At 45.2% G+C, this 13,936-nt stretch carries 11 protein-coding genes; 6 read left to right on the forward strand and 5 right to left on the reverse strand.

All coding sequences use genetic code 11. The features are described from left to right. The 3 genes from ACXAFJ_RS17875 to ACXAFJ_RS17885 all read left to right on the forward strand — a co-directional run bounded on the left by ACXAFJ_RS17875 (nucleotide 1) and on the right by ACXAFJ_RS17885 (nucleotide 2,835). Nucleotides 1-1,173, forward strand: a complete 1,173-nt coding sequence (locus ACXAFJ_RS17875; protein ID WP_475325299.1) for a carbohydrate ABC transporter permease — start codon at nucleotides 1-3, stop codon at nucleotides 1,171-1,173. Nucleotides 1,174-1,182: 9 nt separating this feature from the next. After that, on the forward strand, nucleotides 1,183-2,301 hold the full coding sequence (locus ACXAFJ_RS17880; protein ID WP_475325301.1) for an ABC transporter ATP-binding protein: 1,119 nt from the start codon (nucleotides 1,183-1,185) through the stop codon (nucleotides 2,299-2,301). 105 nt (nucleotides 2,302-2,406) lie between these two features. Beyond that, nucleotides 2,407-2,835 carry a lipocalin-like domain-containing protein gene (locus tag ACXAFJ_RS17885; protein ID WP_475325302.1) on the forward strand — a complete coding sequence of 143 codons (429 nt, stop codon included), beginning with the start codon at nucleotides 2,407-2,409 and terminating at the stop codon, nucleotides 2,833-2,835. Between the two features lie 48 nt (nucleotides 2,836-2,883). On the opposite strand, the gene ACXAFJ_RS17890 is transcribed toward ACXAFJ_RS17885, so the two are convergent. The 5 genes from ACXAFJ_RS17890 to ACXAFJ_RS17910 form a co-directional block, all read right to left on the reverse strand. Further along, entirely contained in the window at nucleotides 2,884-3,495 is a 612-nt protein-coding gene (locus tag ACXAFJ_RS17890) for a LysE family translocator (RefSeq protein ID WP_475325303.1), read from the reverse strand. A gap of 84 nt (nucleotides 3,496-3,579) precedes the next feature. Continuing rightward, on the reverse strand, nucleotides 3,580-4,413 hold the full coding sequence (locus ACXAFJ_RS17895) for an AraC family transcriptional regulator (RefSeq protein WP_475325305.1): 834 nt from the start codon (nucleotides 4,411-4,413) through the stop codon (nucleotides 3,580-3,582). A gap of 106 nt (nucleotides 4,414-4,519) precedes the next feature. After that, on the reverse strand, nucleotides 4,520-6,172 hold the full coding sequence (locus ACXAFJ_RS17900) for an RluA family pseudouridine synthase (protein WP_475325307.1): 1,653 nt from the start codon (nucleotides 6,170-6,172) through the stop codon (nucleotides 4,520-4,522). A gap of 154 nt (nucleotides 6,173-6,326) precedes the next feature. Further along, complete coding sequence (locus tag ACXAFJ_RS17905) at nucleotides 6,327-7,031, reverse strand: DUF445 domain-containing protein (protein ID WP_475325309.1); 705 nt, start codon at nucleotides 7,029-7,031, stop codon at nucleotides 6,327-6,329. Between the two features lie 129 nt (nucleotides 7,032-7,160). Continuing rightward, nucleotides 7,161-9,014 (reverse strand): ABC transporter ATP-binding protein, encoded by a 1,854-nt coding sequence (locus ACXAFJ_RS17910; RefSeq protein ID WP_475325310.1) that lies wholly within the window; start codon nucleotides 9,012-9,014, stop codon nucleotides 7,161-7,163. Nucleotides 9,015-9,424: 410 nt separating this feature from the next. Here ACXAFJ_RS17910 and ACXAFJ_RS17915 point away from each other — a divergent pair, with 410 nt between their 5' ends. From ACXAFJ_RS17915 to ACXAFJ_RS17925, 3 genes are all read left to right on the forward strand, one after another. After that, on the forward strand, nucleotides 9,425-9,943 hold the full coding sequence (locus ACXAFJ_RS17915) for an Hcp family type VI secretion system effector (protein WP_475322272.1): 519 nt from the start codon (nucleotides 9,425-9,427) through the stop codon (nucleotides 9,941-9,943). A 209-nt stretch (nucleotides 9,944-10,152) separates the two neighbouring features. Next, a complete protein-coding gene (tssI, locus tag ACXAFJ_RS17920; protein WP_475325311.1) occupies nucleotides 10,153-13,302 on the forward strand; it encodes a type VI secretion system tip protein TssI/VgrG in 3,150 nt (1,049 codons plus the stop codon). Then, entirely contained in the window at nucleotides 13,274-13,918 is a 645-nt protein-coding gene (locus ACXAFJ_RS17925) for a hypothetical protein (protein WP_475325313.1), read from the forward strand. The genes tssI and ACXAFJ_RS17925 overlap by 29 nt, the downstream gene beginning before the upstream one ends. Nucleotides 13,919-13,936 lie beyond the last annotated feature (18 nt).

Here is a 13,936-nt window from a genome sequence, read left to right on the forward strand (position 1 = left end):
ATGTCTGATGTTTCTGATGCGCGTTTTTCTTTAAGTCGACTGCGGCGTTCGTCCTTGACTCTCATTCTGCACTTTTCAGTTTTGATTATCGTTGTGATGTGGACCTTACCTACGGCGGGGATTCTGATTTCATCTTTTCGAGACAAAGACCAATTGGCGGTATCGGGCTGGTGGACCTCATTGACCGCTTCTGAGCAGAATCTTGTTGCTCGGACTGAAAACCCAGATACACAAGTGCAGACTGAAAACGGTTATCTCCTCTCCGGTGTAATTACTAATGAAGGAGAAGCGGTCACCATTAGTGCTTTTGGTTATAGCTCTCGGTCACCAACGGAATTTTTGCCAGGAGACGTTGCCACGTTTCGGGATGGAGAGTCACTTACTGTATTAGCCGATGGTCGCTATCATTGGTTATCAACCAAACCCTTCAAAGGTAAGCGAGGCAAACGGATTTTTTATACGGCCACCGTTCCACCGAAATTTGGTACGGAGAACTATAGAGAAGTGTTATCAGCTGAAGGGATTGGGCAATCTTTTATCAACTCTCTAACGGTGACAATTCCCGCTACTATTATTCCCATTCTGATTGCGGCGTTCGCAGCCTACGCCTTATCGTGGATGACGCTTCCCGGTCGCACTTGGTTAATTGCACTTGTGGTTGGCTTATTGGTGGTACCTTTGCAGATGTCACTGATCCCTTTGCTCAAAATGTATAACGATATTGGCGCGTTTTTTGGTGTTGGTGCAAAAACCTATGTGGGAATTTGGCTGGCACACACAGGCTTTGGTTTGCCGTTAGCGATCTATTTGCTTCGCAATTACATCTCGAGCTTACCCAGAGAGATTATCGAGTCAGCAAAGGTTGATGGTGCTAACGATTTTGAGATTTTTGTTCGAATTGTGTTGCCGCTTTCTTTCCCGGCTTTAGCTTCATTCGCCATCTTCCAGTTCTTATGGGTTTGGAATGACTTGCTCGTTGCCACAGTATTTTTGGGTACCGGTGAAGAGCATATGGTGTTAACGGCGAGGTTAAGGGAATTATTGGGCTCTCGAGGCGGTAACTGGGAAATATTGACCGCTTCAGCGTTTGTGTCGATTGCAGTACCCCTATTGGTGTTTTTTTCGCTGCAACGTTATTTGGTTCGCGGACTTCTGTCTGGCTCAGTTAAGTAGGGGAGAGGTATGAAAGGATTAACACTCAAAAATATCACAAAATCTTACGGCAATACCCAAGTGATTCATGGTGTTGACCTAGAAGTTGAACTGGGTGAGTTTGTGGTATTTGTTGGACCATCTGGCTGCGGGAAGTCGACTCTGCTGCGGATGATTGCAGGCTTGGAGACCATTACGTCGGGCGACTTGCTGATAGAGAATGCCAAGGTTAATCAAGTACCAGCGGCAATGCGTGGCATTGCTATGGTGTTTCAAACCTACGCCTTATATCCACACATGACGGTTTACGACAATATGGCGTTTGCCATGCGCATCGCAAAAGCAACTAAGCAAGAGATTCATGACAGGGTAATGGACGCTGCTAAAATGCTGCAATTGGAACCTTATTTAGACCGATTGCCGAAAGCATTGTCGGGCGGACAGCGTCAACGTGTGGCAATTGGCCGGGCAATTGTAAGACAGCCCAAAGTCTTTCTGTTTGATGAACCCCTTTCTAACCTTGATGCCGCGTTGAGAGTTCAAACCCGTATTGAAATCGCCAATTTAAAAGAGCAGTTACCGAAAACGACTATGGTGTATGTAACGCACGATCAAGTCGAAGCCATGACACTGGCGGACCGAATTGTAGTTTTGTCTGCTGGCAAAATAGAGCAAGTAGGTTCTCCTCTCGAGTTGTATTCTAATCCTGCCAATGTCTTTGTTGCCCAGTTTATTGGTTCTCCAGCCATGAACATTTTGAATGCTCAGGTTGAATCGACAACCGGCTCTACTAGTGATTCAGATGAAATTTCCAACGCTGGAACTGAAGTGCAATCTTCCCAGGGCTTGATGGTCAAGGCAAATCACCAATTGGGAGAGGAATGGAAAGGGCAGTCGGTACAAGTTGGCGTACGCCCCGAACATTGGCATGTGGCAACGGAGCAAAACGGCCAAGTGAAGGGGGAAATCGTCTTTATCGAATCTTTGGGTGAAGTCACCCTGTTACACATTGAAAGCAATGACTTTGAACAGACTTTGATTGCCAAAATCCCGGGTATTGCCCAATACAAAAAAGGTCAAACGATCTACTTATCGGTCTTGCCTGAAGACGTACACCTTTTTGATTTAGATGGAAAAACCCTCAAGTGAGGCAGCTAACATTTCGGTGATAGCAGTTTGCGACAGCTTCTATTAGGTTTGTATGATGAGAAAAGTTGTTTAAATTCCAATCAAATACAGACACGGAGGCGTCTGATGTTAGATAAAAGTGACTTGCAAGGCCACTGGCAAATCGTCAGTGCAGAAATCACCATAGATGGCGAGACCTTATCGGTGCTTGGGGAAGGTTCAAAGATGGTGAAGATTATTGCAGAGAACGAGTTTTCCTTCTTCTCTAAGCAGATTGAACGTGCTCGCTTTGCTAACCCAGAGCCGACGGATGCTGAAATTCTCAATGCATACAACTCGTTTGGTGCAGCATATGGTAAGTACACTCTAAAAGGCGACCAATATACGGAAGAAATAGAGTATTGCTCGCACCCGAACTATGAAGACCAATCCATAACCTTCAAAGTAAGCATTCAAGACGATTTGTTGGTTCAAGAAGGCCAGTATCCTAGAGTTCGATTGGGACTTGGCGATAAAGACGGTTATTTGGTTGAGAAGTATAAACGAGTCGGCTAGTAGCGTTTAACGGGTAGTTAAGTGCTACCCGTTTGCTTTTCTGACATCTTATTGAAAGGTGTTCCAGATTGGCACCAGCCCTTGGCTAATCATAATTTTGCCGGCCACAATAAATAATGCGATAGCGACCGTTTTGTTTAACCATCTAATCCAAGCCGTACTTTTTAGATTCTTGCCCAACATCCATCCCAATAATGAGTAACTTGCTGGTGCACCAAATGCACATGTTCCGATCACAACAGACCAAATCAATATCTCGGTGTTTTCTATGCCCAAGCTCGGAAAATAAAAAGTGGCGAGTGGTAAAAGTGCAACTGGTGCTTTGGGGTTGAGCAATTGTATGGTGAAGCCTTGGTGCAGCTTGCTGGGTAATTGCGTGGCTGAATCTGTCAGTTGACTTGAAGCGCGATAAATTTTGCTGGCGAGATAGCTAATGTACAAGCCGCTCAGAAAAGCGATAGCAGGCAAAAATTTTGGGCTTATCGCTATGTCTCCAAGGTATCCCAATACGGAACAAAGTAAAAACATGGCTAGCCCTACACCGACAGAGAACGCAACATAATGATTTGGCTTTTTGCCAATGGTTCCGGTGAACGCAATGGAGTTGACTGGACCAGGCGTGTACATCACTCCTAGTGCATAGGCGAACATTTCTATCATAGTGTTTCCCGATGAATGAGGACTAAAGCTGTAAACCTATAAAAAGTTCAACAACTCAAATATCTGGGCGGTTTCTGACGCGGTTTAGCTTGCTAAAATTTGCTGTTGGTAATGCTTGGGTGTCATTCCAAATACTGACTTAAAACGTCTGTTTAGATGGCTGGCATCTGCAAAGTTATACTCGGCCGATACCTGAGAAATACTCCCCCCTTTTTGCAGAGCATTTTTCACTTGTTTAAGGCGACTGTTAATCACGTACTGATGCGGTGTAATGCCTATTTGCTTTTTGAAAGCGCGGATAAAGTGAAACTTGGACATATTGGCCGCATCGCTGATCTGTTCAACGGAGATGTTTTCGGTCGTGTTGTGTTTGATAAAGTCGATAGACCGTTGAATCAGTGTGTCCTGCCGATGGAGCGTATCAGTGCTTTGAATATTCCCACCAGACAATCGCAACACAGAGTAGGCGAGTTGATGTAGTAACGCGTCAAACTCGATAGCGTTATTTGAGCCACTTGATACACACTGAGACAATGACAAAATCTGTTGTGCCATCATTTTGTCTCTGTACAGACACGAATCCGGTCTCATCTGATCCGTATTTTTAACTCCCAAAGACTTAAAGTGAGGTGCCAATTCGTCCGGATGAACGTAAAGCATCACGTACTCAAGCGTTTGGTGGTTACCGGCGTGACCGTCGTGGATTTGGTCAGGATTGAAAATCATGACGCCGCCAGGAGGGCTTTTGTGAAAGGCGGTGTGGCTAAAGAAGTTTTGTTGCCCTTCAAGTGTTAGACCAAACGAGTACTCTTCGTGGGAGTGTTTGTGATAAGTGAAATCAGTCATCCCCGCTTTTAGAAGCGTTACTTTGGACGAGTTTTTGGATTGTTTATAACAAAACTGGTTCGATTTACTCATGCCAATTCCCTTTGCATCCCGCTTGGTTGCTGTTCGACTATAGCATCAGCTTAAGCATTTCCCAAAAGGAAGACTTGAACAAAATTGCTCGATTTTTTCCGTGTTGTTAAAAATCGGGCTGGCAGCTAAAGCGCATCCTTTGCTTGGTTATTGGGTGAGTGAACTCCAGTGTCTGGGCGTGCAGGTGCAGTCTGTCACCTCGAATCCCATACAAACCATCACCAAGAATTGGCGTTGCTAATCCTTGTTCGTGCGCACAATGTACCCTCAACTGGTGAGTACGCCCGGTATGCGGCGACAATTCAACTCTGGTGTGAGTATCGGTTCGCTCAAGGACCTGATAGCTAGAATGCGCTGGTTTACCATGTTCTAAGCACACCAGTTGCCTTGGACGGTCATCTGGGTCACCTCGTAAGGGTAACCTCACGTCCCCTTTTTCTTGCTCTAATACGCCGTCTAGTAGTGCCACGTAGGTCTTTTTGACTTCTCGCGCGATAAACTGCTTTTGTAGATGTTTATTGGCTCGGCTTGTAAAACCAAACACCAGCAAACCCGACGTTGCCATATCAAGCCTATGTAATACAAATACATCATCTGCATCTGAAAACTGTGCTTTTAATCGTGAATAGGCCGAATCTTTGATGGTTTTTCCTGGGACCGAGAGCAGGCCAGCTGGCTTATTGACTACCACAATGGACTCATCTTGATAGACGATCTTCATTGGTTTGTCATGAGCCCAACTGTGTTGAAGCGGATCGGGTTCTACATTTAAGCCCTTGAGCATGTGGCCAAGTATTGGCTGGCATTTACTGTGGCAGGATGGATAGTATTGTCCATGATGACGCACTTCATTTTTTGGTGACAATCCCATCCAAAACTCCGCCATTGCTAAGGGCTTTAATTCGTTTTGGTAGGCGTAGTTGAGTAATTTTGGTGCCGCACAATCGCCAGAGCCTGCGGGAGGCACGATCTTACTATGCTCATCAAATATAGTATTTAGCGATAGGGAATCACCCAAAGCATTCGACACCCGGAAGTCATCAAACCACCTTTTAGAAAGACTAGATGAGATTTGTTTTCTCTTGTCTTTTAGAGCAGCCAGCTCAGATCTGAAGACTGCTACTTTTTCTCGCAGCGGTAGAAGTTTATTTTCCCACTGTTGTTTGAGATGCTTGGCGTAGTTCTTATCGTAAACACTGGCTTTTGCTAGCTCATCGAGAGTTTTCTTTTTTGTTTCTGACTCTGGTTCGTTTTGGATTTGCTGGCGTTTGCTCTTTCTATTCGCTCGGTTTTCGATGGTTTGAAGTCGCCATTGCTCGATCTCTTGTGCTGCTGTTTGCTCCATTTGTGTTAAAGACTCAGCTGTAAGCTGCCATTCGTTAGAGCCTTCTAACTCTCGAATCTGCTCAATGAATTCATTGATCTTTCGATATTGAGCTTGAAAGAAACCTGCTTCATCTTGGTTGTTGAGTATTGGAGGAACAAACTCCGGCCAAAGGTTTTTACTCGCTAATGTGCCAGAAAAAGCCCATAGGTAACCTAACTGCTTGTTATGGTCTTCAACCACTAGAACTCCGAACATCTTGCCACTTTTTTCTAGTGCCTTTTGCCATTCGGTGTGTTGCTCAATACGCAGTTTCAATTGATCAGCCGCGAATTCGGCCAGTGGATGAGTTTGATAGAAAAAAGGAAAGGTAAAAAGCTCAGGTCTTGGTGAGTTTTGGTGACTTTGTGGAAACAAGTGCAAGCGTTGGGTCATGATAGGCAGTAAGCGTTACAAATTTGGCTCGGCGATTGTACATGGATGTTAACGAATCCCCAAGTCAGTGCATTTTCTATGCTGAGCACAATTAAAAAACGAGCCCGTTTTAACAGAGCTCGCTTCTATTTAAAATGAGAGAGATATCGGAGTGTTACAACAGAGCGCTTGAAATTAAACCAATAGTACCACCAAAAACACCACCCCAAACGACTAGCCAGCCCAGATGCTGTTTGATCATGGTTTGTACCATTTCTTTTACCAGTTGCGGCGTGAGTTCATTTAATCGCTGATCAATGATGTTTTCGATGTTTACCTTGATTTCATCGAGCATTGCTGGCGATTCCAATTGCTCTTTTAATGCGTTTTTAACAGTATCGCTGTGGCTGATTTCGATTACTGATTGTTGCATCTTTTCGATAAATGGTTGCTTAAGTGGCTGTAAGGCTTCGGTGCCACCGAACATAGATAACATACCGCCAAATGGTGAGTTCTCGATGACATCGACGAGGGAATCAAAGGTCGGTTCGAAATCCACTTTCTCAATCACTGGAGCTAAATCAATAGATTGGCCGCCTGAGAGCTCTTGGTTCAAAAACCGATCAATATTCTGGTCTGTGAAAAACTGCTCCATCATCAGCTGCTTGATAGCCGATTTAAACTCTTCAAATCGCGCTGGGATAACACCTGAACCGTATAAACCGGGTACCTTTTCGAAGAGCATATGAACGGCTAACCAGTTGGTTACTGCGCCGGAGAAAGCAAAAAGACCGGCAAAGAAAAGCCACTGCAATTGAGCCAAATGGCCAACTGCCATTAAAACGATAGCAATTAGATTAGTGATTAAGCTTTTGTTCATTGGATGTAACTAAATCGAGTTAAGATGGCTATTTAGTTTACTGACGGATTACCGCTTGCCAAGAGTAAGGCAATGAAATTCACAAAAAAACGGCTCATTGAGAGCCGTTAGATTTGTTGGAGGAGAGTGTTAAGCTGATTTCGCTTCTGGTTCTATATCGTCAGCAATAAACCCACCGGTTTGGTGTGACCATAACTGAGCGTAAATACCTTTATTTTCAATCAACTCTTGATGGGTACCTTGTTCAACGATGTTGCCTTCGTCAAGAACAATCAAGCGATCCATTGCGGCGATGGTTGAAAGTCGGTGAGCAATGGCAATCACAGTCTTACCTTCCATCAGCTCAATCAAGCTCTCTTGAATTGCGGCTTCGACTTCTGAGTCGAGTGCAGACGTCGCTTCATCTAACACTAGTAAAGGCGCATCTTTCAACAAAACTCGAGATATTGCGATGCGTTGACGTTGGCCACCAGACAACTTCACACCGCGCTCACCCACTTGTGCTTCATAGCCTGTATTGCCGTGTGGGTCAGTCAGAGTTTCAATAAACTCATGTGCTTGAGCCTGCTTAGTGGCGGCAAACAGCATGTCATCGGATGCGTCGGGCTTGCCATACAAAATGTTCTCACGGATTGAGCGGTGTAGCAGTGAGGTATCTTGAGTCACCATACCAATTTGGCTGCGTAACGAATCTTGAGTGACCGCTTTGATAGGTTGTCCATCAATTCGAATTTCCCCGTCTTCAACGTCATGGAAGCGGAGTAACAAGTTCACTAGGGTCGATTTACCAGCGCCAGAGCGCCCAACAAGGCCCACTTTCTCACCGGGTTTGATGTTAAGACTGAGCTTGTCAATGACACCTTTGTTTTCACCGTAGTGGAAACTGACGTTATCAAACTCAATCGCACCTTTTTTGACATCTAAAGGCTTTGCACTTGGTTCATCTTCAATGTCGACTGGCTTAGACAAGGTTTTCATACCGTCGACAACTGTACCCATGTTTTCAAACAGTGCGCCGACTTCCCACATGATCCACATTGACATACCGTTGATACGCAACGCCAAACTGATCGCGATCGCGATGGCACCAATGGAGATGGCACTGTCCATCCAAAGTAGGATGGAAATGGCGGCTACAGAGAAAACCAAAATGTAGTTGGTAATTTCTACTGCAACGTCGAAGCCGGTGACGAGTCGCATTTGGCGATAAACCGTGTTGAGGAATCCTTGCATGCCTTCTTCGGCATATTCGGTTTCACGCTTGCTGTGTGAGAACAACTTAACCGTTTGAATATTGGTGTAGCTATCAACAATTCGTCCCGTCATAGTGGAACGTGCATCTGCCTGCTCTGAAGCGACCTTTTTCAGTTTAGGTACAAAATAGATCTGAATACCCACGTAGCAGCACAACCAAACTAGCATAGGCAGCATAAGTCGCCAGTCAGCTTGGAATAGTAGATAGATCATTGCCGTGAAATACACTGCAACATAGACGAATACATCCATGGTTTTCATTACGGTTTCACGAACCGCTAATGATGTTTGCATCACTTTTGTCGCGACGCGACCCGCGTAGTCATCTTGATAAAAATTCACGCTTTGTTTTAGGAGATAGCGGTGTGCTAGCCATCGCACTGACATTGGGTAGTTACCCAATAGTGTTTGGTGAATCAGTAACGAATAGATCACGACTAAAACAGGCATGACAACCAGAAGTAAGCTTCCGTAAAAAATGAGTTGGTCTTTGTTGTCTTGCCAGAATGTTTCGGGGTTGCTTTGTGCTAGCCAGTCAACCAAGCTACCCATTGCGCCGAACAGAGATACTTCCACAATCGCGACAATGGTCGCCATGATGGACATAATCACTAATGGAATTTCATAACCGCGAGTGTAGTGACGACAAAAAGCCAAAATCCCACTTGGCGGTTGAGTGGGTTCTTCGTCGGGAAAGGGCTTAGTAAAGCTCTCAAATTTCTTAAACATATCAAGTCCTATATCCACAGCCCTGTGAAATCGGCATGGACTTATTAAAAGAAAAGGGATGGTGAACCGCGCATTATACGCCCTTCAAACTGCGAGTGGTACAATTAGTTGCATTAAGATTAGTCATATATTTCAGATATTAATGCCGAATTAATATAAGTCGCTGAATATAGTTTTAGTCGTGGAATAACTAAAAGAAGCACTGATGGTATTCGTTTTTGTTACCCGCCACACCAAATCCTTGCGAAACGCTAAGCAAAAACTTGCTCATTATTTTCTATCTATCTAAATTTATTGACTATTTTTTCTGGCATCGCCCTTGCTCTAGTCCTTACCGAATTGCAATTCACTCATATTGAACTCGATACTCGGTCGAATCGCGCCGAGTGCTACAGACAAGGACATTTAAGATGCCAACTCCATGTTACATCTCCATTGAAGGAGAAACTCAAGGCTTGATTACCGCAGGCGCGTGCACGGCGGACTCTATTGGTGATGCGTACGTAGAAGGTCACGAAGACGAAATGCTGGTTCAGCAGTTTGACCACGTTGTGACCGTTCCAACCGACCCACAATCGGGCCAACCTGCAGGTCAGCGTGTTCATAAGCCGTTTAAGTTCACCGTGAACTTAAACAAAGCGGTACCGCTGCTATACAACGCACTGACTTCGGGTGAGAAGCTGAAAAACGTGGAGCTAAAATGGTACCGCACGTCGATTGAAGGCAAACAAGAAAACTTTTTCACCACTAAGCTAGAAAACGCGTCAATCGTCGACATTGTGTGTGAAATGCCACACTGCCAAGACCCGTCGTTCTCTGACTTTACTCAAAACCTAACCGTTGCACTGACTTACCGTAAAGTGACGTGGGACCACGTCAACGCGGGTACTTCCGGTGCCGACGACTGGCGTAAGCCTATCGAAGCGTAAATCGCTAGATTGTCTGGCTGGTGGTCTTCCATCAGCCAGAGTCAAAACCTTAAGTGCTCTATTCAGTCGAACTTCTTTATTCGGACTCAAAAACTGCGATAGAGCCTTAAGGTTTTGGTGGTTGAGAGCATCTTTGTTTAAAAAAACCGCTGCTTGATGGATTGTAGGGATTACCCGCTTAGGATGGGATAAGTGGGGTGGGAGAGCACATGGCACAGCTGCAGTACAACTTGACATTAGAGGGCAGGGAAGATGAGACATTAGTGGTGAGGGGCTACGATGGGGTCGAGTCACTGTCCAATCATCTGATAACCCAAGGTCTTCAATCTGGACAACTCTGTTTTGGTTATCGCTATGAGATTGACCTGGCCAGTCGTCAGTCGGATTTATTGGCCGATGACATTGTCGATAAAGGCGCCGAGCTTACTGTATTTCTCGATGGTGAAGTGGTGCAGCGAGTACACGGTATTGTCAAAGCCTTTGAGCAGGGCGACACCGGTCATCACCATACCTTCTACCAACTTACCTTAGTGCCGTCTCTTGAGCGTCTTGGTCTTCGCCACCACAGCCGCATTTTCCAAACCCAAACCGTGCCAGAGATTCTTTCCGTCCTGCTGCAAGAGATGGGCATTACTGATTACGGCTTTGCGGTGCAACGCGAATGCGCCAAACGGGAATTTTGTGTCCAGTATCGAGAAAGCGACTTAGACTTCTTCCATCGCTTAGCCGCGGAAGAAGGACTGATTTACAGCTTTGTTCACGACCAAGGTAAACACACATTAGTCATCACTGACCAAACCTACAGCTTGCCCAGAATCGACACACCCATTCCGTACAATGCCATGTCAGGGGGCACTATCCATGTGCCTTATGTGTCGACCTTCATTCAGCACAAAAAAATTGCCCCAAGCCACAGTGAGCTGAAAGACTACAGCTTCAAAAAGCCCACTGCGCCGCTAAGCCAAAGCGAAACCTCCTCATACATTGAGCATCAGCGCAGTGACTACGAGCACTTTGACTATCCGGGACGATTCAAAGACGATGGCAACGGGCAAGCCTACAACCAAATACGGCTTAACTATTTAACCCGTGACACCCACACCGCGACTGGCAAAAGTAACCAACCCGCATTGCAAGCGGGTTATGCCTTTACCTTGCAAGACCATTTAGACCCGACGGCCAACCAAGAGTGGCTAGTGGTACAAGTTAACCACCAAGGCAGCCAGCCGCAAGCTTTGGAAGAGCATGGCAACCACGGCGCCACCACCTACGCTAACCAATTCACCGTTATTTCTTCCACTCGCACATGGCAGGCCAACCCGCAAGCCAAGCCGCAAGTCGATGGCCCTATGATGGCAGTCGTTGTTGGCCCTGAAGGGGAAGAAATCTATTGCGATGAACATGGACGAGTCAAAGTCCATTTCTTCTGGGACCGCTACTCCAATGCTGACGAGCACAGCTCGTGTTGGGTTCGAGTGTCACAGGGTTGGGCCGGGGCGCAATACGGTATGATGGCGATTCCTAGAATCGGCCACGAAGTCATTGTCAGCTTTCTAAACGGTGACCCAGACCAACCCATCATCACAGGCCGCACCTTCCATGCTAACAACACACCGCCTTATGCCTTGCCAGAGCACAAGACCAAAACCACGTGGCGCAGTGAAAGTCATCAAGGTGAAGGGTATAACGAACTCACCCTTGAAGACCAATCCGGTGAAGAGCAAATCTACCTGCACGCGCAAAAAGACTGGCACACCGAAGTTAAAAACGACCGGATTAGCCACATTAAGCACGACCAACATCTAACGGTTGATAACGACGAGTTCAGTCACATCCAAAACAACCAACATCTTACTGTGGATGGTGAGCAAAGAACTAAGGTGACAAAAGATACTACCCTGCAAGTCAGCGGTGATATTCATGTAAAAGTGGGTACCATTTGGGCCAATGAATCCGGCAATGAAATACACATAAAAGCGGGTCAAAAAGTTGTGATCGAAGCGGGTACCGAACTCACTGTAAAAGCCGGTGGCAGTCTAGTTAAAGTGGATCCTGCTGGCGTACATTTGAAAGGTGCGAAAGTCGGCCTCAATTCAGGTGGCAGTGCCGGAAGCGGCAGCGGCTATGGCGGGCAAGAGGCAATGTTGCCCAGTACATTGAATAATGAAAATAGAGTGGAGGAATTGGAGGTTAACGAGGTTTCTGCATCGCAGCAAAGTTTGGAAGCAAATACAAGTAGCGAGTTTGAAGCAGAGGACAAGACCCTTCCTGAATCATGGAACCCAGAAACAACAGGTAGCGATGCAAGTGGCCTTATATCGAATTCAGCAACTGGTGCAAATCCGAGTAGTAAATCAAATTCGTCTGTAAACGAATCTGAGGTAGATTCGACTAATGAATCAATACTCCAATCATCTATTCTCAAAGAATCTGCCACACTTAATAAACTTGCAAACCTAGAATCTAAATCCTATCGGGACGGTTCTGAGGGAGACGAAGTTGAATATATACAACAAGCTTTGCTTTCCCTTGGCTTCGACTTGGGTGAAGCTGGTGCCGACGGCGATTTTGGCCCAACGACTAAACGTCAAGTCGAACTATTTCAAACAAACTATAAAGCAACAAATCAAACACATTTGTCCTACGAAGTTGGCGACGTGGATGGGATAGTAGGACAAGGAACATTATTGGGGCTAGATGAAGCACTTGTAGAAGGGTGGGAATATAAAAAAGATCCTTTCTCTTGGCATGACCCTCTGGACAACATGATGTTATGCCTTTATTCCCAAGGTGGGCACGATAAACCTCATCATGGCAGTTTTGGGAAAAAAATCAGAGACAATATATCGAACCATGCTGGTGTAGACTTGTTCGCAACTACTGGTACAGATGTATATGCTGCTACCGACGGTGAAGTCACTCGTGTGCGTACATCGACAACTCTCGCTGGCAAAACCGTTGGAATAAAAGTAACGGACAGCAAAGCTCTTTGGGAAGATAGAGACGCAAACTACCAGCCAATCTATTCAGACAAAGGTGAAATATTAGAAGCAGATAGTTTTGACTCTTCAAGCCAGTTGTATCTTACTTATATGCATTTGAGTGAATTTAATGTTGAAGAAGGAGATTCTGTCAAAGCTGGTGATATTATAGGAAAAACAGGTGTCTCCGGGAAAAATGGTGCGGATATCCAGACCAGCAATCCTCATCTGCATTTTGCGATCGGAAATTTAGATTATTCGCCATTTTCACGGGCGTGTAATCCAATGATGTGGATAGAACCTAAATATGAAGAAACACTAACCGAAGAGGATAAAAAGGCTCAAGATGATGCAAAAGACAATTACACTAGTAACTAGACTTTTCTCTGTTTCTTTTGCTTGTTTGGGCCTTCTAGTTTCGCCTGGAACTCTGGCAAAAACTTCAACCGAGACTTTGGTTCCCTTGTGCAACAAAGAAATCGAACAGTATAGGCTGGTACCAAATACACTTACATCAGACGCGAGTGAAGGTATCTACGGTTATGCTGATCTTTACTATGTTCCTCAAAGCCCATCGAGGAAAACAGTATTAGTCAATCGCGGTGTACGTTTTGAAACCGAGCAAGGCATGATAGATGACAGTGAAGGAATGATTTCGCTGGAGAAGTATACGTCTGATTGTTTAAAAACAGAGCTTATCGTTTTGCGCGCGAGGTATTTTGAGTCTGGCTTAGAATCCATCAATGAATTGGGTTACTTATATCTATTCGATACCGACTCAAGTTTGCGTCTTGTTGGGCAGTATGATTTCGACATTGGTGGAGACAAAGAATACCAAATGTTGATGGAGAATAGCTCGTTGATCCCCGATGACTTGAAAGAGATTTTTTCAAAACTTAACTTTGTTTCTAACCATGGTGAACTTGAGTTAACGATCGTTAATTTTTTAGATACTAAACAGAGTGTTAAAGTTTATTCGTTATTCGAGCGGTAATCTTAAACTGCTGGGCTA

The organism is Vibrio sp. ABH4_348, assembly GCF_056159765.1.

Coding starts and splice junctions, on each gene's coding strand:
- ACXAFJ_RS17875 (WP_475325299.1), top strand. CDS start 1: ATGTCTGATGTTTCTGATGCGCGTTTTTCTTTAAGTCGACTGCGGCGT.
- ACXAFJ_RS17880 (WP_475325301.1), top strand. CDS start 1,183: ATGAAAGGATTAACACTCAAAAATATCACAAAATCTTACGGCAATACC.
- ACXAFJ_RS17885 (WP_475325302.1), top strand. CDS start 2,407: ATGTTAGATAAAAGTGACTTGCAAGGCCACTGGCAAATCGTCAGTGCA.
- ACXAFJ_RS17890 (WP_475325303.1), bottom strand. CDS start 3,495: ATGATAGAAATGTTCGCCTATGCACTAGGAGTGATGTACACGCCTGGT.
- ACXAFJ_RS17895 (WP_475325305.1), bottom strand. CDS start 4,413: ATGAGTAAATCGAACCAGTTTTGTTATAAACAATCCAAAAACTCGTCC.
- ACXAFJ_RS17900 (WP_475325307.1), bottom strand. CDS start 6,172: ATGACCCAACGCTTGCACTTGTTTCCACAAAGTCACCAAAACTCACCA.
- ACXAFJ_RS17905 (WP_475325309.1), bottom strand. CDS start 7,031: ATGAACAAAAGCTTAATCACTAATCTAATTGCTATCGTTTTAATGGCA.
- ACXAFJ_RS17910 (WP_475325310.1), bottom strand. CDS start 9,014: ATGTTTAAGAAATTTGAGAGCTTTACTAAGCCCTTTCCCGACGAAGAA.
- ACXAFJ_RS17915 (WP_475322272.1), top strand. CDS start 9,425: ATGCCAACTCCATGTTACATCTCCATTGAAGGAGAAACTCAAGGCTTG.
- tssI (WP_475325311.1), top strand. CDS start 10,153: ATGGCACAGCTGCAGTACAACTTGACATTAGAGGGCAGGGAAGATGAG.
- ACXAFJ_RS17925 (WP_475325313.1), top strand. CDS start 13,274: ATGCAAAAGACAATTACACTAGTAACTAGACTTTTCTCTGTTTCTTTT.